The following is a 23,720-nucleotide window of genomic DNA, read 5'->3' on the forward strand; positions in this document are numbered from 1 at the left end:
TTATTTCGACTCCTTTGCTTCGAATTCAGCAATTTGTTTCTTAATGTTTGGCGTTGGAACTTCAAACGTCGTCTTCAACATTTCAGTAACAGTTTGCTTTGGTGTTGCTTCTGCATCTTTCATTTCTTGTTTGAAGCTATCTTTATATTCTTCAACAAGCTTGTCTTCTTGTTCTTGTGACCATAATTTCTTATCAGTCAAGATTTTACGTAATCTGATTAGTGGATCACGGTCGAACCATGGTTGTTCTTCTTCTTTAGTACGGTAACGACTAGGATCATCACCAGCAGATGAATGAGCACCATAACGATAAGTTAAGGTTTCAAGCATAACTGGACCATTTCCAGCGGTTACGTAATCACGAGCTTCTTTAGTAGCTTGGTAAACTGCTAAGATATCCATACCATCAACTTGGATAGATGGAATACCCATGGCAACAGCTTTTTGAGCTAAGGTTTCAGCACCAGTTTGAGTCTTACGAGGAACTGAAATTGCCCAGCCGTTATTTTGAACAAAGAAAAGTGCTGGAGCTTGGAATGAAGATGCAAAGTTCATACCTTCATAAAAGTCACCCTGTGATGTACCACCATCACCAGTATAAGTAAATGCAACTGTATCTTTGTCGCCATTCTTCTTGATACCAAGTGCGGCACCAGCGGTTTCAACATATTGTGCACCAATGATAATTTGTGGCATCCATGCTCGAGTATCGCCGTAATCGTTACCAACAGCGTTACCTTTTGACCATAAGAAACCTTGTTTAACACTTGCGCCATGCTGAATTAATTGAGGCAGATCACGATAAGCTGGGAAGAGATAATCATTCGAACTCATTGCTGAGATTGAACCCATTTCACTGGCTTCCTCACCTTCCGTTGGAGCATAGAAACCTAAACGTCCCTGACGTGAGAAGTTCATAGTTTGTTCGTGCAATGCACGCTCCCAAACCATTTTCTTCATGAAGTCAACAAGTTGATCGTCTGAGAAGTTATCAAATAGTTTTTGATTAACTATCTTGGCGTTCTCGTCAACAATCTGAAGAGGGGTTTTATATGGATCGCTCATCGTTGATTTGATTTTATCAAAATCAACAGCCGTTGCTTCTTTCTTTGTCGCTGCCATAAATAACACTTTCCTTTCCGTGGTTATGTAAACACTGTTTGCGCAATTTCCATAATTTATGAAAACAACAACAAACAATGAAATACAATTTAACTACGGTTCTAATCTACCATTTTTTTCTGGACCTTGCAAGCCCTTTCACTAGCATAAAGTCACTATTTTCATGAAAATGGTGATAAACCAGCTTTTACAAAATACAATGAAATTATCTTTGATTATTTTTTCAAAAAGTGCTTCGAAAACAGAGAAAACTATGATAAAATTGACTGGTTTAGTATGCGTGGAGGTAATAAATTTGATATTAATGAAAGATATTGTTCGCGATGGAGATGTTGTCCTTCGGTCAGAAGCGCAACAAGTTACTTTTCCATTAAATGAAGAAGATAAGAAACTTGCGTCCGAAATGATGGAATATTTAGAAGTTAGTCAAGACCCCGAACAATGCAAAAAGTTCGGACTACGAGCAGGCGTTGGCCTTGCTGCACCACAAGTTGGCGTTTCCAAGATGATGGCTGCCGTTCTTGTTCCGCCAGAAAAAGAAGGCGCAAAATCACCATTTAAGGACGTTATTATCAACCCGGTTATCGTCAGTAATTCAGTTCAATCTGGCGCTTTGGTCGAGGGCGAAGGTTGTCTTTCTGTTGATAAAGAAGTGCCAGGATACGTTCCCCGCTATGATCGAATTACCTTAAGGTATCAAAATCAGGATGGTGAAATGAAGAAAGTACGTTTGCGTGATTATCCAGCAATTGTTTGCCAACATGAAATAGATCATTTACATGGAATCCTTTTTTATGACCACATCAACAAAGAGAACCCCTTTAAAGCACCCGAAGATACAGTTATGCTTGAATAAAGAAAGAGCTGCCAACTTATGGCAGCTCTTTTTCTTCATCTAATTTTTTTAAATCTCTTAAATACTCCACAGTTGATTCATTCATTAGATAGGCAACATCAACGTGAAGCTCATTTTTGTATAACCACATGTCAGTAACTGAAAACGCATCGGTTCCTTCCATTGCATGAACCTTATTTTCCTTCGAATAAATTTGTAATGAAGAATTGAGAGCTTCTTTGATATGACTGGCCAACTTTTGATCTGGACTTATCGGCTTCAACGTGTATTCAAAGGCCATCACCCCTCTGCCCCACACATCGGCAACCCCTTTTGAATTGACAGATTTCCTTTGACGATTAGAAATCAATCCTTGTCCTTCTGTCTGTTCTAATGCCCAAGCCATCGCACGGTCGGTCTGCCGTTTGGCATCATCTCTCAAACGATTAGTCATTCGTCTGAGTAAGAATCTTCTTATGAACCAGAGAATAAAAAGTGCAATCAACAGTGCGATAACAATTTCCAAAGTCATCTTCATTTTTAATCTCCTTTCATAAGAACGGTTTTTTACCTCTTTAGGTTTATTTTATCATTACTATTGCAAAACAGGTAATTCTATACTTACCATGTAACTTATGCTAAAATTGACGTTAATTGTTGTGTAAAACAACCCGATGTTCGGAATAATGTTTCAATGAATTAAATTGGCCATTAACTTTAATGGTTAAAATCAATATAAAGGAGTCATCAATGAATGATTTTTAAAGTTTACTATCAAGAGGATAATATTCGAAACCCCAAGCGAGAAACAACCAAGTCTCTATTTCTCGAGGCAGATACCGAAGTTGATGCTCGAACACTAATTGAAGAAAATACGGATCATAATGTCGAATTCATAGAACCTTTAGAGGGTAAGTTTCTAGAATACGAACAAAACGAATCAGGCTACAAATTAACGGAGTTTAATTCTTAATGACAAAGTTAAATATCAAGAATAACGAAGCTGCCATCTACGGTGTTGGTGGCCTCGGAGAAATTGGTAAGAATACTTATGGTATCCAGTTTCAAGATGAAATAATTCTTGTAGACGCTGGTATTAAATTCCCTGAAGATGAGCTTTTGGGAATTGATTATGTTATTCCTGACTATCAATATCTAGTTGCTAATCAACAAAAGATTAAAGCACTAGTTATTACTCATGGTCATGAAGATCACATAGGTGGTATTCCTTACCTACTGAAAGACCTGCACGTGCCAGTTTATGCTGGACCCTTAGCACTTGCATTAATTAAGAACAAGCTCGACGAACACGGGTTATTAAAAACAACTGAATTACACACAATTGATGAAGATACGGTTCTAAAGTTCAGAAAAATGAGCGTTTCATTTTTCAGAACTACCCACTCAATTCCAGATACGCTTGGAATTGCCGTCCATACACCGGTTGGCGTTATTGTGCATACTGGAGATTTTAAATTCGATCTTACGCCAGTAACGCACCAGCCACCGAATCTTCAAAAGATGGCGCGCTTAGGTGAAGAAGGTGTTCTTTGCTTAATGGCTGATAGCACCAATGCCGAGCGCCCTATTTGGACTAAATCCGAAAAATGGGTCGGAAAATCAATTCGTAAAATATTTGATCAAGTAGAAGGTAGAATTATATTTGCTACCTTTGCCTCAAATATTTCGCGAATTGAAACAGCTTGTGAAGTTGCCCTTGCACACGGTCGAAAGGTTGCAGTGTTTGGTCGTAGTATGGAAGCTGCAATTGTTAATGGTCGAGAGTTAGGCTATCTTAATTTGCCGGACGAAGCAATTGTTGATGCCAACGACATAAAATCAATGCCTGCTAATAAAGTCATGATTTTGTGTACTGGATCTCAGGGTGAGCCTATGGCTGCCCTCTCTAGAATTGCAAATGGTACCCACCGTCAAATCTCAATTCAACCCGACGACACGGTTGTTTTCTCAAGTAATCCCATCCCTGGTAACACAATTAGCGTTAACCACGTGATTAATGAACTAGAGGAAGCTGGCGCTCGTGTCATTCATGGCAAGGTAAACAACATTCATACTTCCGGTCATGGTGGACAAGAGGAACAGAAACTAATGCTACGCTTGATGCAGCCTAAGTTCTTCATGCCAATTCATGGTGAGTATCGAATGCTTAAAATTCATACTGAGCTTGCAGAAGAATGTGGTGTTCCCCTTGATCATAGCTTTATCATGGAGAACGGTGATGTCTTGGCGCTCACAAAGGATTCTGCTAGAATGGCAGGACACTTTAATGCCGGCGATGTTTACATCGATGGTAACGGAATTGGCGATATCGGAAACGTTGTACTTCGTGACCGTCAGTTACTTTCCGAAGAAGGCCTTGTCGTCGTTGTTGCAACAATCAACCTGAAGGATAAAGAAATTCAAGCTGGGCCTGATCTCTTATCACGTGGATTTGTTTATATGCGTGAATCTGGAGAATTGTTAAATGAAGGTCGACGTCTTGTCTTTAGAACTATTCGAAGAGCGATGCGGTCTAATAAAGCTAATGAAGCTTCCATTAGAAACGCAATTATCGATGATTTGCAGAACTTCCTGTTTGAAAAAACAGAACGTCACCCTATGATTCTACCAATGCTAATTATGAAATAAAAATAACACCTAAATCAAAATCTGATTTAGGTGTTTTCTTTCTGAATAAAATAAATATTTTGTTTGATTTCATTATTAGGTGTACCATCATTTAAAAATTGGTTATAATTTAACTTAGTTTAGTTTTAGAAAAGAGGATTAAGTTGGCAACCTACTTTTACATAATCATTAATGAAACTGCTGGCGGCGGAAAAACTCGGCGCTTATGGCCGGAAATCAAACAGGAATTAGATCAAAGAAACATCAATTATGACTTTACCTTTTCAACTTATCACAAACATGCGGTTCAACTTGCTGAGCAATGGGCCAAACACATTGATTACAATAAAATCCCTAACCCAGTTTTACTAGCGATTGGTGGCGATGGAACCTTTCACGAATCGTTAACGGGTTTAATTAATGCCCATGTATCTCCTCAGATCCCAATAGGCTACGTGCCCATTGGCTCTGGTAATGATTTTGCTAGAGGTATGAAAATGAGCCTAGATTGGCGTCATGCACTTACCCAAATATTAAACTGTACGCATGAAAATATCATTAATATTGGGACTTATAATGACACGCTCAAACATGAACGTGGTATTTTTACAAATAATCTTGGAATCGGATTCGATGCTGCTGTGGTTTCAAGAGCCAACCACTCCAAGAAAAAAGGATTACTCAATCGATTCCACTTGGGATCAATTAGCTATCTCGCTTCCTTAATTGGTGTCCTTTACAATCAAGAAGCATTTCCATTAACCGTTCATATTGATGATAAACGGGATATATACCCCAAAGCCTTTTTAGTAACTACCTCAAATCATCCCTTCTTTGGTGGCGGTGTTAAAATACTGCCCCCTGCTTCCGTAAAGGATGAGGCCTTGGACCTAATAATCATCGAACGCCAAAATATCTTCGTTCTACTCTTCCTATTAATTATGATCTTTATTGGAAAACACCTCAATTTTAAAGCCGTCCATCATTACCATGGAAAAAAGATTCAATTATCAATTTCTTCAATTGAATTCGGGCAAATAGATGGTGAAGAAATGGGTGGCAGATACTGGGATGTTTATTTGGGTGTTCAATCTTACCCCGTGTGGATTGACCCAACTATTTAAGGAGTGTTTTTATTGAATGAGGCCTACATCAAAAATGTTATATATGGTGTTGCAATCGGCGATGCTCTTGGAATGCCCCATCAATTTAAACCGCGAAACTCATTTATGACTCATCCAGTTACTAACATGACTGGTTTTGGTGCGTTTAATTTGCCTGCAGGAACGTGGTCAGATGATACAAGTATGACCCTTGCTGCTTTGGATTCCCTAAATGATGGACTCAATTATCCTAAAATGATGGAAAACTTTGTGCGTTGGATTGAAAATGGCGCTTATACACCAACTGGGTATGCCTTTGATATCGGCAAAGGAACGCAAGATGCCATTTCTGCTTTTCAAAAGGGAACGCCCCCTCTTTCATCAGGTTCAACTGATGAAACTAATAACGGCAATGGTGCGTTAATGCGACTAACCCCGATTGCACTTTATCTTGCAGTGTCACCTCATTCTGAATCCAGTACATTTGAAATTATACGGAACTTCACTCGCCTGACGCATGGTCATTCCCGTTCAATAGTTGCTTCAGGCATACTTACAAATATTATGTTACAGGTTATTAACCACCCTAAGCGACCCATTTTAGAAAACCTGACCAACGGAATCAATCAAGCGCGACGCTATTACGATAGGAAACCTGTTTACCAAGCTGAGTTGCACTATTTTTCAAGACTCTTTAACCTTGCCCAGCTATCTGACATGTCCCAATCTTCAATAAAGAGTAGTGGCTACGTTGTTGATACTTTAGAATCAGTCTGTTGGTGTTTGCTGACGGAGCCTAATTCTTCTAAATGTTTATTGAAAGCCGTCAACCTTGGAGATGATACCGATACAATTGCATCTATTCTTGGGGGACTGCTCAGTATGAATCCTCAAACTAACTTTCCAATAGACTGGCAACGACAGCTTCAGGGCCAAAATCAACTGAATACAATTATTAAAAATAGTTCAAATTACCTTAAATAAAGAGCCAAAACCTGAAAGTACCTCAGATTTTGACTCTTATTTATTATTAATCCTCAGAGGCAGCAATCGCCTCTAAAATCATTTCTAATTGATCACACTTCCGACTGAGATTATGGGCTCTCTCATTGACGTTATTTTTAATTGTCTGGGTAGTGCTAGTGACATATCCGTGTTCTCGGTTTTCGAGTTCATTTAATTCCCGATTAGCGGCCTTATATTCAGCCAAAATTTCGAATTTATTACTCACCTCATACACACTCCTTTTTTTCAAAATTAGTATATAGATAATAAGCGAATTGCTTAACAAGAGAAATATAACACTTCATTCGTATTTTGTTAACACTTTTCAGAAATATTTTTTGCAAAAAAAAAATCTCAAAAATGAGGTATTTTTCCTTTTAATTAACTGTCCCAGCAAAACTAGGCATAAAGTACTTACTAATTGTTTCGATTTCCACGTTTTGCCCTGGGGTCGGTGCAGCAACATATTGTCCGTTACCAATGTAAATTGCATCATGATAAGTTGAGCCCTTACTGCCCCAGAATAAAATATCGCCAGGAACCGCTTTGGCTACGCTGTGCGTTGTAACATGTGATTCTTGTTGAACTGTATTATGTGGCAAAGAAACGCCAGCAGCATTCTTATAAACATACATAACTAATCCAGAACAGTCCATTCCCTTTAATGAAGCGCCACCCCAAACATATGGGATGTTCTCTCCAGCCAATTTAACTGCTAATGCAGCTACTGAGGTTGTTGACGCATCATTCGTAGTCGTGACTGTTGTATCCTTGCTTGAGCTTGCCGTAGCCGTATTCGTTGAAGAACTCGTTGAATCATCGGTATCCACATGATTATCTTGCTTAGCAACTGTTCCGCTGACGGTTAGCTTTTGACCAGCATAAATGGTACTACCAGAAATTTTATTAAGCTTTTGCAGCTTTGCAACGGTTGTGTCGTATTTTGAAGCAATCTTTGAAAGTGTATCGCCTGATTTAACTTTATATGTATTCGTAGCAGACGAAACCTTATTACTTGTTTCAGTAACCGTTGTTGTCTTTGTCGATGTTTTAACTTGAGTGGTCGCTTTGACAGTTTTGCTAGTTTGCTGTTTAATCGTCAATTTCTGACCAACAAAAATGACATCATTTTGACTTGCATTCTTTTTGATTGAGTTAGCTGACTCAATACTTTTGACAGAAACGTTGTACTTTTTAGCAATGCTCCAAACCGTATCGTTTGATTTTACTGTAACCGTTTTTGCGCTTGCCGACTGGCTTGTTACCAAAAGAAATCCAGCGGCACTCGCAACACCAGCCAATACCTTTACCGTGTTATGACTATGTCCCATTAAATTTCACTCCCTCAGAGAAGATGGTCTTTAATACGAAAGCTGACAATGTAACTGCTTCCACATAACCACATATTAACACATCTTGTTCAATTTGTTTCAATAAAGGTTAAGAAATAATAAAGGTATGTACCAAGTATTTAACTTGGGGTATGCAAAAAGGGTTACCAACGCAAAGTTGATAACCCTTCTGTTAATTAAATAAACTATTAAAGAAATCAGTGATTTTTTGCCACAAACTCTGTAAAAAATTCTGAGCTTTTTTTGCATCCGCACTATTTGCGAAGTCTTTCAACGATGCCATTTTATCTCCAATAGAGGATTTTAAATCATTGGCAACATTCGTGACGTTGTTAATATACGTTTTAGTTGTTGAAACGGGTGCTTTTTGAACATTGCTTAGCGCTATGACGATATTATTAATTGAAGAACTAGGCGTCTTACTCGTAATATCATGATCTGCTAATGCTTCTTCTAACATTTGCTTAATATCTGCTTTCGTTGCTAAATTATTATCCGATTGGCGTTGTTTTGCAAGTTTCGCGGAAACATCACCCACAGCAGACATTAATTTCCCTGGATAACTAGTATCGTCACTATTTGAATTAATGGCTGGTTGTGTCGCATCAAGCACATCATTGGCAGCCTGTGTGTTTTCAGCATTCAACGATAAGCCATCTGCAGCTAAGGCCTTGTAGACACCCGTTAAGGCTGATTCACCAGAGACTGACTTATCGGCCGTCACCGTGATAATAACGTCCTTTACTCCTGCCATAGTTGCAACCATGGCATACTGTTGAGAAGTAACCTGTGAAATATTATTTTGGCCATTAAATTTTTCAATATTAACTTTAACGCCACTTCCAGGATCGGCAGGTGCTAACGAAACCGAGCTAATCATGCTTGCATCGGTTGTACCAGCAGAATTTAGATAAGTAGCATAATCATTTCCCGTCGCAGTCAATGATTCATAATTTGACTTCACTCCTAGGGCAGTTGCAATATCATCCTTATCTTCACTTGCTAGACCGGCCCCATAGACAACGTACGGCTTTGAAAGTGCTTTTGTTTGTACTGCTGATGAACTTGACGAGTCCGTCGTATCAGCAGAAGCTAGCTGACTTGTTATCCCCAATGTACCAACAAAGACTAACCCGACAAATAGGTTAACTAATATCTTTCGCAGTTTCATAAACTATTCCTCATTTCACTTTGATAAAGTAATTGTACCCTATCCAATTAGTTTTAATGTGTATTTCAAACTAATTTTAATGAATCTGAAAGCCCTTTAGCATTCCGTAATCATTTCACATATCCAATTCATAATTAGCAATGGATAATCCCACTTGCTGCATCATTTGTAGCGTCTTAGTTCTATCACTCTGACTTGTGCTCAGCACCGCAACATCAGTAATGTGATTAGTCGTGATAAATCGTGCAACATCATGATCAACGCCATTTCCTTCACCAGTTTTATTGAATACCTGAATTGGCCACCCTAATTCATCAAAGGCGCCAGGTAATTTATAGCGTGCTTGCTGATTCAAGAACCAGTCTTTCGTCTGCTTATCCGCCTTTTTTGAGATTAATTCTAATAGTCTTAAGGCTTCACTTGCAGTTGTCCTGTTATCAATCCCTTTTTCCAATGCCGATACATCCATTAGGTACCTATTTAAATGAGTTTCAGGAAAACCATTCCCTTGTAGCCATGAATTAACTTTTTTCATACCAAGTTCGTTGATAATCAAATTAGCCGCCGTATTATCCGACACAGAAATCATTAACCCAAGTATCTGAGAAACTGTAAACTCACCCGACTGTAAAATCTGTAAAACGCCGGCACCTCCGACAATATTTGACTTCTTAAGTGAAATTAGGTCTTCAAAATTCAGATTTTCCATGGCACACGCCAAAATTGGCAATTTAATCAATGAGGCCGCCGGAAAACTAACATTTAAATTCTTTTCAAATACAATTCTGTCGTCAATTTTGACAATGACAGCACAATTTGCAAAGCCATCCAATTCGTCATGTAGTTCATCAACAAGTTCAGTCATGTTCATCGCCAGTATCTCCTAGCGCCTTCAAGTTCAGGAGCATAACGCATTTCAGTAAGCGTTCCAATATCAATGTTCTTTCCAATCGTTCGTGACTGAATCATTTGGCCATTTCCCATATAAATTCCAACATGGTGGACATAGCCTGTTCCGTGGTCATAGGCAAAAAACAACAGGTCGCCGGGTAAAAGTTCTTCGGGAGAAACGGGCATGCCATTTTGGCTTTGATCATCTGCGTCCCTAGGAATTTGAATTTCTAAAACTCGGTGTAAATTATAGGTCAAACCGGAACAATCAAATCCATACGAGCTTATTCCTGCCCACAGATATCGTAGGCCCATATATTGCTCAGCCATTTTAACAATAGTTTCGCCCACATTTCCGCCAACGACGGGCAATTTAATTGAATCCGCTTGAATAAATCCACTTCCAAACGGGGTTTGAACTTTAAGCAAATTATCTTCCTCAGCAATCTGTTTAAAAGTTGTTCCCATACTAATATCCATTAAAGGTTGTTTCTGAGCGTCGAATAGAGTGGTACTTTTCACAGCTACTTTTACTTCTGCCGTTGTCTTATTAACAGATGTTAGCGCTTCAGGACCCAATAATTTAGTCGGAACCCAGCCACTATAGCCATCTAAGCTTTTATCATCAGGTTGCCCTAAAACGGAAACTTTTGCCCAGCCACCCTCAGTATAGTCTACTAGCACCTGATCATTAAACAGTGCTTGGGTTGCCAGCCGATTGCCGTCAGCAAGGTCAATTGAACTTTCTAATGACATTTCACTTACCCATTTTTTGACATCTCCAGTCAATGCCAGCTGATCTTCTTTACGTGGGGCATCTTTGCTTGTCCAAATAGTTGCAACCGGTACAATCACTCGTTTAATTTCCATGAGAATTTCCCCGCTTCCTTTTCTATCAATATACAACATTCAACCGCTTTTCAAAAGGTAAGACCATCAAAAGGACACCAAGCGTTTTTCACGTTTGGTGTCCTCTCATTAATATGCCTAACCCAAACCCAAGCCAATCTTATCAGGTAATGTAATATTTTCGCCTGATACTTCAATACCACCGGCAATTGGATTTTTCGAAAACATCATTGATGCATCTAAATCAACATACTTAATATTTTCTTTAGCAGCCGCAAGATGAGCAGCCGCGGTCACTGAAACTGAGGACTCAATCATGCTGCCAACCATACACTCAATTCCCGCTGCTTCAGCAAGTGCATTAATTTTCAGCGCATTATCAATTCCGCCCGCTTTCATGAGCTTTAGGTTGATTAAATCACACCCACCCATATTAATTAAGCGAGCTGCATCCGTTACTGAAAAGATGCTTTCATCTGCCAAAATTGGGGTCAAAACGTTCTGCGTCACATAGGCCATTCCCTCAAAGTCAGTTGCAGGCACTGGCTGTTCAATTAACTCAATATCCAAGTGTTCTGCTTCCATTGAGCGAATAACAGAAACCGCCTGTTTTGAATGCCAGCCTTGATTCGCATCAAGCCGGATTTTAATATCTGGTCCAATTGCTTTTCTAAGCTCACGAACTTTTTCTAAATCATGCTGTTCGGTATCGCTACCTACTTTGGCTTTTAAGCAATGAAACCCTTTTGCAACTAAGCTCTTGGCATGGTCGATCATTTCCGATGTTGTGCCCACACTCACGGTATAATCCGAAATTATTTCATGCCGATATCCTCCCAGCAGCTGATATAGCGGAACCTGGTACTGCTTGGCCAACAAATCGTTAATTGCAATATTCAAAGCTGCTTTCGGGCTCGAATTATGAACAGCGGACATCTCAATTAAGCGTTTAATTTCTTCACTATTCGTCAAACTTAACCCGATCAACTTTGGTCCAATCAAGTCATCCACAATATAATGAATACTTGCCTTACTGTCTCCAGTTATAACGGGTGTTGGTGCCGCCTCACCATATCCCACCGTGCCGTCATTTAAATGAATCTCAACAAGCACCGTTTCCGCAGTTGTCACTGTGCGCAATGCTGTTTTAAATGGCTCTTTGAGTGGAACAGCAACATCCCTAGAAATTACTTTCTCAATTATTGGATTCAATTGACTGCCCTCTATTTCTTGATATAAGCATACTTGTAATCGTAGTTTGCACCAGCAGTATTGTAGATGATGCCCTTAACATAAGGACGAACCAACCATGCTTCACCAGATTGATAAAGTGGTGTGATTCCTTGATCCTTTAGTAAAATATTCTGAGCTTTAACCATGTCATTCCAACGAGCATCCGCATTGCCAGAATCTTTTCCATTTGAAGCCTTGATTAACTTGTCATATTCTGAATTTGACCATTGAGAATTATTACTACCATTCCTTGAAGTTAGAATATTCAAGAAGGTGATAGGATCTGAGAAATCAGCGAACCAGTTACAAATTGACGCTTCAAAATCATGATCTGCCTGACGTGAAAGTAATGTTCTGCCTGGAATGTTGCTTAATTCAACTTTTAGTCCAGGTAACTTTTGTAAATCACTTTGAACATATTGACTCAGTTGTTGCATATCGTAACCATCGGAATTCAAGAGGGTAAAGCTTAGGCTTGTTTGGCCAGATTCCTTTAACCCTTCCTTCCAAAGCTTCTTTGCTTCAGTTGGATTATACTTCATTGAACTTGGGACAGTTGTATCATCTGTAAAGTCTTTGCCATCTGTTGGCGATTTTGCTAATCCCTTTGAGACGAAGCTAAGTGAATTAACCGCCCCACCACCAACAACTTTGTTTACAAGTTGATTTCGGTTGATAATCATTGACATTGCTTGACGTAACTTCTTATTCTTGAACATTTTGTTCTTTTGATTGAACGCAATGTAGTAGGAAGACGACTGTTGACGATTAACAACATTCGCATCACTCTTCATTTGCTTAGCTTGAGTTGTTGATAATTGGTCCATATCAAGTTTCTTTTGGTTGTAAAGATTCAAACCAGTTGAATTTTCCTTGATAACGCTCACTTTAATCTTGTTCATCTTAACGTTTGCTTTATCCCAATAGTTTTTATTTTTCTTTAGTGTATAGCTCATACTAGAACCATTCCACTTAGTTAAAGTATAGGGGCCATTGTAGACTTGGCTTGTACTCTTATTGCCATAGCCACTCCCATATTTATTAACAACTTTTTCGTTCTGAGGGAAGAATACTGGGAATCCCATCAATAACTTGAAGTATGGAATTTCCTTTTCCAAAGTTACCGTCAATTTGTATTTGCCGTCTGCTTTAATTCCTAAAGTATTGACGGCCTTTTTCTTGTTAACGATGCTATCAGCATTTTTAATTCCTGAGAAGAGGTACGTATATTGTGAAGCGGTCTTAGGATTAACGGTTCTACGCCACGAATAGACGAAATCTTGGGCTGTCACTGGATCTCCATTACTCCACTTTGCATTTTTACGAAGATTAAATGTATACGTTAGTCCATCTGCAGAAACAGAGTTTGATTTAGCAATACCTGGTTCAACTTTACTATCTTTACCTAGTCGAACTAGCCCCTCATCCACGTTATTCAACGTATTAAACGTGGCAACTGCAGTTGATTTTGATAAATCAACACTCGTCAATTGATCGCTTGTCGAAGTTGAAAACTCCTGTTCACTCGAGTTACTTGATGACTTTCCACACGCTACGAGAATTAACGACAAAGCTGTCAAACTAATCCCCATTGTTACCTTCTTTGCTAAATGCATACCCTTCACTCCTTAAATTTTGCCACTAAACACTTCTGAACCAATAACCCTAATTTACCACACAATTTAATGAAAATATATTGATTCACTCATTTACATTTAATATTTAAATAAACATAGCTTTGACTAAATTATCATTAGTAAATTGTTGGATTTACTTAATTTAATTAATCAAACGCCCCCTATATGACGCAATCATGTGATATTATTTTAATAAACCAAATTAGGAGTGCAGTAATAATGGACAAAACAGATGTAATAATTATGAATGAATTACAAAAAAATGCGAGATGCTCTTTAAAAGAGCTCGAGGCAAAATGTTTCATCACTTCTCCTGCCATTGCAATTAGAATCAATCGACTGGAAAAGAACGGAATTATAAAAAAATATCAAGCAATTGTCGACTTGCCAAAACTTGATTATCACGTTAAAGCCTTCATCAGATTGCAGCTTGATCCAAATCTAGAGCCTGATTTTTATCAATTTGTTAGTCATTCAGCCCACGTTCTTCAATGTGATTGTGTGACAGGAGACTATTCGCAACTTCTTCAAGTAGCCTTTAGCAACACCGGCGCCTTAGATAGCTTTGTGAATGAGGTTTCAAAATTTGGTAAAACGAGTACCCAAATCGTCTTTTCTACGAGTGTTGATAACCGTGGACCAAAAATTTCATCAGAAAATATATAAATAAAGAGACGCCCTCGGGCATCTCTTTATTTGACCACAATGGCCATTCTTCTGGTTTCATAAATTGTTTCAAATTTAGATTTTTCCAGCCAATATTGACCATCAATTGGATCACTTAAATGAACGACATCATTTCGAACGCCATCTAATACAACTGCATGATTGTTTGTTGGTGCTATACCAAATGAATAGGATTTCCACTCTGGTTGTTCAAAATGAACTGTAACAAATGTGATAACTGGGTTTCCTTTTTCAAGTTCACGATAAAGCCAACCAACAGCCGCACCTGATAAATTTTCAACGCGGCCGTATTGACGTGCCCAGCGACCTAACGGAACCGGAAAAATAGCTTCAAATTTATTTGGTTGCGTCTCAAATGGAGAACCCCCGAATCCATGATAGGGATTTCCATCCGCAGCAATTGGCATTCCTTTTAGAAACGTTAAATAATCAATATTAATCAAGCGGTGCTTGTAGTGAAGTACTTCGAGTAGGCTTGCAGCCTCGCAGCCATTTTCCGCATCATATGCCATCTGATCAATGTTTGGAACATTTAATAGAATTTCTTTCAAGTTATTCAACTCCTAAGGCCAGTTTGACTTTAGTTACCATGGCTTGATTAACTTGGGAATCACCCGTCATTTTTTTCAACGCATCGGGTAGACTAAGTCGTAGCTTTCCCTTGCGATCAACAACAGATTCAGCATGAACAAGTGAGCTACGAACAGACTCATCAACACTTGCCGCAACCGCTCGAAAGAACGCATCAATTTTCTCATCGTTAAAACTTTGAACAGTCGTAATCTGCTGTTTTGGATACTGGCTGACCCGATTGGCAGTGGAAAAGGCAATCACAATTTCGCCACTACCATGACCAATGAAGGAACCAGTACGTGTAATGCCAACTGTTGCCCGATTAGCGAGGCGTTTGAGCTGCCGTGAGTTCAGCGGTGCATCCGTTGCAATGACCGTGATAATTGACCCATGTTCCTCCTTCTTTTGACTTGCCTTAAAGAATTTAGCTATTTCCTCACCAATTGGTTCACCATCAATCACTAAGTCTCCCAGAAAGCCAAAATTGGACATCACTAACGTACCAACGGTGTACGTCGCATCATCTACCTCAATAACTCGTGAGGAGGAACCGATACCGCCTTTTAGGTCATAGCACATCATTCCGCGACCTGATCCAACTGCGCCTTCTTCAAATTGTGCCCCAGCACGCTTGATTGCCTGTAGGACATTATCTTCAGTGACCGCCATTTTCCTAATATTAGAGACATCCCCATCATTACATTCCATTACTATGGGATTAACAGTGCTGGTTGTGTCCCCAATATCCGAATTCTGTTTCATCATATATTTTGTCAGTGCATTTAAGGCAGTTCCTACTCCAAACGTATTCGTCAATAAAATCGGTGTCTCAATCGTCCCTAATTCATTAATTTGAATCAGGCCTACACTCTTACCAAAACCATTAATCACATTTGAAGCTGCTGGAACCTTCTCCAAAAATAGATTCCCTGATTGCGGTAAAATAGCTGTTACTCCGGTATGTACATCATTCTCGTCGATTGTCACATTTGCAACCTTAACTCCCGGTACATCAGTCATTAAATTTCTTGTACCCCTTTTTCGAGTTGATACATCATTTTTTAGATTTACAGTAAGTCCCATATCACCACTCCATTCTTTTTTAAAATATCATTGAACGGCTATTTGGTCAATCAGCATATAAAAAAGTCAGGCAAATTTGCCTGACTTTTTACATATCTAATAAATTTGAATCTGCGTTATCAACAATCAATTTATTAATTGATTTCGCAGTGATTGCATCCTTGCTTACTAACACAATTGTATCGTGCCCAGCCAAAGTTCCAGAAATGTCCTCAATACTGAGATCATCAATAATTGCAGCAAGTAAATTAGCGTAACTTGGTAACGTGTGGACGATATTTAAAAACTGAACTTGTTCCACTTTGATAACGGTATCGTGAATGGCTCGAAACAGATGTTGTTTTTCCGTTTCATTACCGCTTTTATAAATAACGTATCTCACTTTACCTGTAGCACCTTGTTGCTTCACAATTTGCATTTCACGAATATCCCTAGATATTGTTGCCTGCGTGGCTACAATTTGAATTGAGTTGAGCTTCTCCATTAGTTCATCTTGAGTAGAAATTTCAAATTTATTGATTAATTGCTCAATCTTCGCTTGTCTAATCGCTTTCTTCATAAGAATTCCTCACAGACCGACACCTTATTAATTAATGCTAGAATAACAAGTTAAATTGACTCCAGGTTAGGCTAGTAACGCCATTTAATCCCAAATGGAATAGTTCAAAGATGGTTAAAATTGCTAAGATTCCAACAATCCAGGCTACTGTCATTTCGACCTTGCCAAATACTTTATCAGCATGATTATCACGCTTTTGGAGTAACCAGAATACTGGTATACCAGCAGCGAATAATAACGTCATCAATAGGATAAAGCCAAGGTTTGATGCGTAGAGTAGCCAAACAGCGTAAATGCTTGAAATCCATCCAACAACAATATTTCCAGTTCTACCCGCAACGCTTTTATCCTCTTGTAGTGAGAATTTTAATTGGTAAAATGCAGAAAATGCATATGGAATCAAAATTGCAGCACTAGCAATTGAATAGAAGAAATTGTACGCCTGTGCGGTAATCAAATATGAAAACATAAAGATTTCAACACAAACGTTAGTAAATAGTAATGAATTGATTGGCGCACCATTTTTGTTTTCCTTCGCAAAAATCTTAGGGAATGATCCCTCTTTGGCAGCTTCATAAGGTAATTGACCAGCAAACATTGTCCATGAAAGCCAAGCACCAACAACTGAAATGATCAGGCCAGCATTAACCAACATTGCGCCCCACTTACCGACAACACTTTGTAGAAGTGCAGCCATTGCGGGTTGACTTAAGTTTGCTAAACCAGCTCGTCTCATAACACCAAATGAGAGCAAGGTAATTAAAGCGTAAATCAAGATAACGGTAATAATTCCAAGAACAGTCGCACGACCAACATCTTTACGACGACGTGCTCGACCTGAAAATACAACTGCACCTTCAATACCAATGAAGACCCAGACGGTAACAAGCATGGTATTTCTTACTTGGCCCATGACGTTACCAAATTGGAAACTCCCACTAGGTGTATACCAGAATCCATGGGTGAAAACACCTAATCTAAACGCAATTACCATTGTTACTAAGAAAATGAAAATAGGAATTAATTTAGCAATCGTAATAATCGTATTAACGAATGATGCGGACTCAATTCCACGTAGAATCATGAAATGACATCCCCACAGGATAACTGAGGCAGCTAGAATGGACCAAATATTTTGACCATCCTTGAAAACTGGGAAGAAGTAAGCAACCGCACTCATCAGCAACGTTGCATATCCAACGTTACCTAACCATGCGGATAGCCAGTATCCCCAAGCCGAGTTGAATCCCATATACTTACCAAATCCAGCTTCAGCATAGCTATAAACACCAGCATCAAGATCCGGTCGTTTCATTGTTAAGTTTTGAAATGTTTTTGCGAGCATTAACATTCCGATACCAGTAATAACCCATCCAATAATAATTGCTCCGGCACCTGCACCGGCTGCCATATCATGCATTAAGTTAAAGACTCCACCACCAATAATTGAGCCGACAACTAACGCAACTAACTCAAGTAAACTTAGTTTTCCTTTACCTGATTCTTCCATGATTAACACACTTCCTTTTGTTTAGTGTAATTAAACAAAACTCTCCCTGGAAAATGTAAAATTCTTATGCTGATAACTAATGACACCATCTGATACCAATTTGCGAACGGTCCGACTCGCGGTTTCTCGTGTCGTTCCACTAACCCGTGCAAGTTCAATTAGCGTGATTGGATAAGGAACATAAACTTCCCCATCCCCCTGCTTTTGTCCAAGTTTTTCACTAAAAATTTCTAAGGCCTGTTCGACCCGTTTAGTTGCACTTGAAACAAGCATTCGCTGCAATTGATCCTCGTTGTTGTTAATAATCTGCCCCATTACTTGAATAACCCGAATGGTCGCGACCTGATTCTGCTTCAAAGCTTGTTCAAATTTGTCCATTGGAAAGGAAACGATTTCAATATTTGTCAACGCCTCGGCAGAGTACGCGTACTCGTCGTCGCTAAACAAACCACGATATGGAAACCCCTTTTTCTCCTTAATATAACTAAGGAAGCCGAAATCTCCTGTTTCATCTAACCGTTCTGTACGGACAAGTCCGGAAACAACGTAGTAAAAGCGTTCTCTCGAATCACCCTGATCAAATAAAATCTGTCCTTTAGAAAAATTTTTAGCCTGCATTTGTTCAGTCAAATAGTCGAACTGCTCTTCAGAAAAATCTTCAAACTCCATCGTTTTTTTCAACCATTCTTTGTAGCGTGGGTATTCAGCCTTGCTTATCATGAGTTAACTCCTCTCTAAAGCTCCAAGAAAAGTATAACTCAAATAGCTGCATAAGGTCTAATTAACGAGTGATGATTGTGCCTGATCCGTTTTCTAGGAACTGTCCAACATTTTCAAGCGAAGTGACAACGGCTTTTCCACCATTACTATTCTTCACAAAGTCCATGGCTGCTTGTACTTTTGGCAACATGCTGCCCTTTGCAAATTGGTCTTCCTTAATATACTGAGCTAGTTCATCAACCGTCACGTTTTCCAATTTCTTTTGATCTGGCTTGTTGAAGTTGACGTAGATATTATCAACCGCTGTCAAAATAATGAGTAAATCGGCATGAACTAGTTCTGCAAGTTTCTCAGAAGCAAAATCTTTATCAATAACGGCTTCTCGCCCAACTAATCGATTAGCTTCTTTGACTACTGGAACACCACCACCACCAACGGAGATTGGTACTACACCAGCATCAACTAATGCGTCAACAACCTTATATTCTTTCACACCAATTGGTCTTGGAGATGGAACAACTCGACGATAACCTCTACCTGCGTCTTCAACGAAAACTTGGTCTGGATTTTCGGCTTTCTTTTGCTCAGATTCTTCTTTGGAATAGAAAGGACCGATTGGCTTTGTTGGATTCGTAAAGGCGTCATCATTTGCGTCAACCTCAACTTGTGTCACTAGGGTTGCAACATCAACATCCATATTTTCTTCCGCTAGGACTTCATCAAGCGCATTTTGCATCCAATATCCGATACTTCCCTGAGTCATTGATACCGCTGTATCCAATGGCATTGCGGGGTTGGTCTGAGTACTACCTGCTGCTTGTTGAAGTAATAAGTTTCCGACTTGAGGGCCATTTCCATGAGAAACAATTAGCTTGTCCCCTTGTTGAATGAACTTAACCAAATACTTTGCTGTATCTCGAAGTGCTTGTTGTTGTGCTGCTGCTGATGCATCCGTTGATAGAATGGCGTTACCACCTAAGGCAACGACTACTTTTCTTCCTGACATATGAATACCACCTTTATTTTAATAAAAACGAGCATATAGTACACGACTACATGCTCGAAATAAAATCTGATTAAACTCGTGGGATAAATAGGTTCCCTAGAGTTGCAGCCATCATTGCTTTGATGGAGTGCATTCTATTTTCAGCTTCTTCAAACTGACGAGCATACTTACTGTTGAACACTTCATCCGTAACTTCCATTTCTGAAAGACCATACTTCTCTTTAGTATCTTCCCCAACTTTAGTATCAGCGTTGTGGAAGGCTGGAAGACAGTGCATGAAGATTAGTTGATCATCAGGAGTGCCAGTTGCTTTCATGGCTGCCATATTAACTTGATATGGCTTTAATTCCTTAATTCTTTCTGACCAGTTATCTTCTCCCATTGATACCCAAACGTCGGTATAAACAATATTTGAACCCTTCATACCTTCAGCAATGTCATCGGTAATCAATAATTTTGCACCTGACTTTTTAGCAAAGTCGTTAGCATATTTTTGAATGTCATCATGTGGGAACAAGTGCTTTGGTGAAACGATGTGAATGTTAACACCCAAGATTGCACCGGTTACTAATAATGAATTAGCAACGTTATTACGACCATCACCCATGAAAGTAAGTGTTAAGCCCTTTAAGTGGCCGAAGTTTTCCTTAACCGTCATGAAGTCAGCTAACATTTGAGTTGGATGCCATTCGTCAGTTAAACCGTTCCAAACTGGAACACCACTGTCACGAGCTAAGATTTCGGCATCGCTTTGTTTGAATCCACGGAATTCGATTCCATCAAACATACTGCCTAGAACTTTACCTGTATCTGAGGTTGTTTCCTTCTTACCCAAGTGAATATCACTTGGTCCAAGGAAGTCTGGGTGTGCACCCAAATCATGTGATGCTGTAACAAATGCAGCACGAGTTCTAGTTGATGATTTTTCAAATAGTAAGGCAATATTCTTACCTTCCAAATATTTATGAGGAATGTTGTTCTTCTTTAAATCCTTCAAATGCAGGCCGAAATCAATTAAATATTCCAGCTCCTCAGCAGTAAAGTCTTTCTCAGCAAGAACACTACGTCCTTGAAATACATTTTGTTTAAAATCCGTCATAGCAGTTAACCCCATTCTAATTAGTTTAATTTATTATAAATCTTCACGAACCAATGGCATGCTCATGCAACGTGGACCGCCTCGACCTCTTGATAATTCACTTGAGAGAACATCGATAACTTTTAATCCATGTTTTCTAAGCAATTCATTAGAAACGTAGTTACGGTTATATGTTACAACAACGCCAGGTGCAATAGCCAACGTATTTGAACCATCGTTCCATTGTTCACGTCCAGAAATGATTGGATCTCCATTTCCAGTTGGAATTAGGTCTAAGTCATCTAATCCAAGAGCGTCCTTTAAGACTTGCTTCAAATCAGTTCTGTGATCAAGTTTCAACTCGCCATCACCTTTACCTGGTGTAATAGTCCAAGTATCAATGTGGCCACCCTCGCCTAAGATACCTGGGTGAACTGTAAATTGATCCGTATTAATCATTGTGAACACAGTATCCAAATGCATCATTGCGTGGTTATGTGGAATCTTGATTGCAATAACTTTATCGAATTTGCTATCCCTAAATAGGTTTCTAGCAATATCTTCGATAGCATTTGCAGATGTCCGTTGTGATACTCCGATTGCTAAGACATGGTCACTTAAAACTAATTCGTCTCCGCCTTCAATTCGAGTATCATGGTTACGGTCACGCCATACGTTTAAGCCTTTGTTAGCAAAACGTGGGTGATACTTGATGATTGTTTCCATAAATAGTGATTCACGTTGACGGGCAGCAAATGTCATGTGGTTTATACTTAAACCATCACCAATTGAAGCTGCTGGGTCACGAGTAAAGTATAAGTTAGGCATTGGATCCATTAAGAATGGATAGTCATTTTCTTCAGCTGCACTTACTAAGTCTGAAGGGACAAAATCTAATTCATCTTTTCTGACACCACCCATGATTTTATTAACCATGTCCTGAGTGCTTAAGCTTAGTAAATATTCTTTTAGTGCATCGTGAGTAGCACCCATAGCATAGCCGCTCTCAGTCAGCATTTGTTCTAAGAAACTATTTTTGAGTTCGTCACCACCTGCATCAATTGCTTCTGCAGATAGTTGTTCTAGATAAAGGACTTCGGTTCCATTTTGACGAAGAGTATCTGCAAAATTATCATGTTCCTTTTGAGCGATTGGTAAGTATGGAATATCATCGAATAATAAACGTTCCATCATATCTGGGGTAAAGTTTTCAACTTCCACATCGGGGCGTTTTAGCATTACCGTCTTTAATTTACCAATTTCTGAATTTACATGGATTGGACTTGTCATTGAGCATTCCTCCTAGTTCTTATTTACAAGACCTATCTTATCCTGAAATGTAACCGCTTTCTATAAATTGATTGCATTCTAAATGTGATGCATATCTCATTTTAATTTTGCTATGAATAGTCACTTATAAAATCTTTCACAATCCAGCATATTCATTAATATTTCGATTATTATACACACGTTAATGTATATAATTAGAAAATTAGTTTTTGATTAAATATTATTATTTTCTAATATTAGCGTTAAATAGCATCTTTTGACCATTTATTCATAGATTATTCACATAATATTCAAATAATTCATGAATAAATGGATATTCAGCATTGAATATAAAAAGGACCGGCAGTGTATGCCCGTCCTTCATTTTAGTCTTCTAACCTTTTAACGCTACGCCGTTTCATTAACTTTAATGACAGCTTCTTATACTGTGGTTGAAGCTTTCTATTTTTCAATCGATTAACCAATAGCTCCGTGGCAACCTGCCCCATTTCAAATGCGGGTTGGTGGATTGTCGATAATTCAGGGGTCACGTATTCCGCTATATCGATATCATCATACCCCATTACCGAAATATCATTCGGTATCTGATAGCCATTCTCTTTCAGACCCCGATAAATACCAATTGCGATTTCATCACTAATTGTAAATACAGCTGTGGGATCTTTTTCAATAATCTGTGAAACCGCATGATACCCACCGTTTTTCGTAACTTCCGAATTTACGATGTCATCATCTTTTATTGGGTTTCCAGCCTTTGCAAATACCTCTTTAAATCCAGAAATACGTCGGATGATGTTTTCAGTGGGGTTTTCAGGCGCAACAATCACAATTTTTTTATGATTGTTTTCTATTAAGTACTCAGCGGCTAGCCTTCCGCCCTCTTCATCATCTATCCAGACCCGGTCCCCTTCGCTGACAGCGTTTTGATCAAATAGCAAATACGGAATTTCATTCCGCTTCAGAATCGTGTCCACCGCGTCTCGATCAATCGTTGCACTAGCAATTATGAATCCGTCCGCTGCTCTTTGAATAAGCTCCTCAAGGTAGCTTTGAAGTTGTTGACTCTCATTTGCATCAAATATGATGGGCACAAAATCATTTTTACGGGCTACTTCTTGAATACCTTTTATGAAAATACTGAAAAATGGGTTCGCAATGTCCGGTACGAGCACGCCAACCGTTCTTGCTGACTTCATTATTAGGTTTCTGGCATTAAAGTCAGGCACATATCCCAAACTTTTCTGCAGGGCCGTCACGCGTCGCTTTGTTTCATCGCTAAAACGATCCCCTTTACCATTCAAAATTTGGGAAACGGTCGTCACTGAAACCCCAGACGCCTCTGCAAGATCTTTTATTGATACTTTTCGAGTCATTTCAAGTACCCCTTA

Annotated in this window: 24 protein-coding genes; 6 read left to right on the top strand and 18 right to left on the bottom strand. The window is 39.0% G+C overall.

What is annotated here, in order from left to right; genetic code table 11:
- A complete protein-coding gene (gene pdhA, locus FD44_RS00835; protein ID WP_010620070.1) occupies positions 1-1,122 on the bottom strand; it encodes a pyruvate dehydrogenase (acetyl-transferring) E1 component subunit alpha in 1,122 nt (373 codons plus the stop codon).
- A gap of 295 nt (positions 1,123-1,417) precedes the next feature.
- On the opposite strand from pdhA, the gene def reads away from it, so the two are divergent.
- Positions 1,418-1,978, top strand: coding sequence for a peptide deformylase (gene def / locus FD44_RS00840; protein ID WP_010620071.1), 561 nt, complete (start codon positions 1,418-1,420; stop codon positions 1,976-1,978).
- 16 nt (positions 1,979-1,994) lie between these two features.
- Here the strand turns inward: def and FD44_RS00845 are convergent, their stop codons facing one another.
- Entirely contained in the window at positions 1,995-2,495 is a 501-nt protein-coding gene (locus tag FD44_RS00845) for a hypothetical protein (protein ID WP_010620072.1), read from the bottom strand.
- A 216-nt stretch (positions 2,496-2,711) separates the two neighbouring features.
- Here FD44_RS00845 and FD44_RS00850 point away from each other — a divergent pair, with 216 nt between their 5' ends.
- The 4 genes from FD44_RS00850 to FD44_RS00865 all read left to right on the top strand — a co-directional run bounded on the left by FD44_RS00850 (position 2,712) and on the right by FD44_RS00865 (position 6,672).
- Positions 2,712-2,930, top strand: coding sequence for a DNA-directed RNA polymerase subunit epsilon (locus tag FD44_RS00850; RefSeq protein WP_010620073.1), 219 nt, complete (start codon positions 2,712-2,714; stop codon positions 2,928-2,930).
- Positions 2,930-4,606: a ribonuclease J1 gene (gene rnjA, locus FD44_RS00855; protein WP_010620074.1), complete on the top strand. Its 1,677-nt coding sequence runs from the start codon at positions 2,930-2,932 to the stop codon at positions 4,604-4,606. Before FD44_RS00850 ends, rnjA begins: the two co-directional genes overlap by 1 nt.
- Positions 4,607-4,749: 143 nt before the next feature.
- Complete coding sequence (locus FD44_RS00860; RefSeq protein ID WP_010620075.1) at positions 4,750-5,709, top strand: diacylglycerol/lipid kinase family protein; 960 nt, start codon at positions 4,750-4,752, stop codon at positions 5,707-5,709.
- A gap of 12 nt (positions 5,710-5,721) precedes the next feature.
- On the top strand, positions 5,722-6,672 hold the full coding sequence (locus FD44_RS00865; protein ID WP_010620076.1) for an ADP-ribosylglycohydrolase family protein: 951 nt from the start codon (positions 5,722-5,724) through the stop codon (positions 6,670-6,672).
- Positions 6,673-6,718: 46 nt separating this feature from the next.
- On the opposite strand, the gene FD44_RS00870 is transcribed toward FD44_RS00865, so the two are convergent.
- The 7 genes from FD44_RS00870 to FD44_RS00900 form a co-directional block, all read right to left on the bottom strand.
- Positions 6,719-6,919, bottom strand: coding sequence for a hypothetical protein (locus tag FD44_RS00870; protein WP_010620077.1), 201 nt, complete (start codon positions 6,917-6,919; stop codon positions 6,719-6,721).
- Between the two features lie 151 nt (positions 6,920-7,070).
- Positions 7,071-8,024, bottom strand: a complete 954-nt coding sequence (locus FD44_RS00875) for a C40 family peptidase (RefSeq protein WP_010620078.1) — start codon at positions 8,022-8,024, stop codon at positions 7,071-7,073.
- A gap of 193 nt (positions 8,025-8,217) precedes the next feature.
- Entirely contained in the window at positions 8,218-9,216 is a 999-nt protein-coding gene (locus tag FD44_RS00880; RefSeq protein ID WP_010620079.1) for a DUF1002 domain-containing protein, read from the bottom strand.
- A 115-nt stretch (positions 9,217-9,331) separates the two neighbouring features.
- A complete protein-coding gene (locus tag FD44_RS00885) occupies positions 9,332-10,087 on the bottom strand; it encodes a serine hydrolase (protein ID WP_010620080.1) in 756 nt (251 codons plus the stop codon).
- Entirely contained in the window at positions 10,084-10,977 is an 894-nt protein-coding gene (locus tag FD44_RS00890) for a C40 family peptidase (protein ID WP_010620081.1), read from the bottom strand. Before FD44_RS00890 ends, FD44_RS00885 begins: the two co-directional genes overlap by 4 nt.
- Before the next feature lie 117 nt (positions 10,978-11,094).
- Complete coding sequence (locus FD44_RS00895; protein WP_010620082.1) at positions 11,095-12,168, bottom strand: dipeptide epimerase; 1,074 nt, start codon at positions 12,166-12,168, stop codon at positions 11,095-11,097.
- An 11-nt stretch (positions 12,169-12,179) separates the two neighbouring features.
- A complete protein-coding gene (locus FD44_RS00900; RefSeq protein ID WP_010620083.1) occupies positions 12,180-13,805 on the bottom strand; it encodes a peptide ABC transporter substrate-binding protein in 1,626 nt (541 codons plus the stop codon).
- Between the two features lie 240 nt (positions 13,806-14,045).
- On the opposite strand from FD44_RS00900, the gene FD44_RS00905 reads away from it, so the two are divergent.
- On the top strand, positions 14,046-14,492 hold the full coding sequence (locus FD44_RS00905; RefSeq protein WP_010620084.1) for an Lrp/AsnC family transcriptional regulator: 447 nt from the start codon (positions 14,046-14,048) through the stop codon (positions 14,490-14,492).
- Between the two features lie 26 nt (positions 14,493-14,518).
- On the opposite strand, the gene FD44_RS00910 is transcribed toward FD44_RS00905, so the two are convergent.
- The 9 genes from FD44_RS00910 to rbsR form a co-directional block, all read right to left on the bottom strand.
- Complete coding sequence (locus tag FD44_RS00910) at positions 14,519-15,064, bottom strand: C39 family peptidase (protein ID WP_010620085.1); 546 nt, start codon at positions 15,062-15,064, stop codon at positions 14,519-14,521.
- A gap of 1 nt (position 15,065) precedes the next feature.
- Positions 15,066-16,169: a DmpA family aminopeptidase gene (locus tag FD44_RS00915; protein ID WP_029327566.1), complete on the bottom strand. Its 1,104-nt coding sequence runs from the start codon at positions 16,167-16,169 to the stop codon at positions 15,066-15,068.
- An 88-nt stretch (positions 16,170-16,257) separates the two neighbouring features.
- Positions 16,258-16,728, bottom strand: a complete 471-nt coding sequence (locus FD44_RS00920; protein WP_010620087.1) for an arginine repressor — start codon at positions 16,726-16,728, stop codon at positions 16,258-16,260.
- A gap of 37 nt (positions 16,729-16,765) precedes the next feature.
- Positions 16,766-18,238: an arginine-ornithine antiporter gene (gene arcD / locus FD44_RS00925; protein ID WP_010620088.1), complete on the bottom strand. Its 1,473-nt coding sequence runs from the start codon at positions 18,236-18,238 to the stop codon at positions 16,766-16,768.
- A gap of 30 nt (positions 18,239-18,268) precedes the next feature.
- Positions 18,269-18,958 (bottom strand): Crp/Fnr family transcriptional regulator, encoded by a 690-nt coding sequence (locus tag FD44_RS00930; RefSeq protein WP_010620089.1) that lies wholly within the window; start codon positions 18,956-18,958, stop codon positions 18,269-18,271.
- Between the two features lie 61 nt (positions 18,959-19,019).
- On the bottom strand, positions 19,020-19,964 hold the full coding sequence (gene arcC / locus FD44_RS00935) for a carbamate kinase (protein ID WP_010620090.1): 945 nt from the start codon (positions 19,962-19,964) through the stop codon (positions 19,020-19,022).
- A gap of 70 nt (positions 19,965-20,034) precedes the next feature.
- Positions 20,035-21,063: an ornithine carbamoyltransferase gene (gene argF, locus FD44_RS00940; RefSeq protein ID WP_010620091.1), complete on the bottom strand. Its 1,029-nt coding sequence runs from the start codon at positions 21,061-21,063 to the stop codon at positions 20,035-20,037.
- 33 nt (positions 21,064-21,096) lie between these two features.
- The gene (gene arcA / locus FD44_RS00945) at positions 21,097-22,332 is read right to left on the bottom strand and encodes an arginine deiminase (RefSeq protein WP_010620092.1); all 1,236 of its coding nucleotides are present in this window, start codon (positions 22,330-22,332) and stop codon (positions 21,097-21,099) included.
- A gap of 365 nt (positions 22,333-22,697) precedes the next feature.
- Positions 22,698-23,705 (bottom strand): ribose utilization transcriptional repressor RbsR, encoded by a 1,008-nt coding sequence (gene rbsR / locus FD44_RS00950; RefSeq protein ID WP_010620093.1) that lies wholly within the window; start codon positions 23,703-23,705, stop codon positions 22,698-22,700.
- Between the last annotated feature and the right edge of the window lie 15 nt (positions 23,706-23,720).

Origin of the sequence: Secundilactobacillus malefermentans DSM 5705 = KCTC 3548 (assembly GCF_001436395.1) — a bacterium.
Classification (GTDB): domain Bacteria; phylum Bacillota; class Bacilli; order Lactobacillales; family Lactobacillaceae; genus Secundilactobacillus; species Secundilactobacillus malefermentans.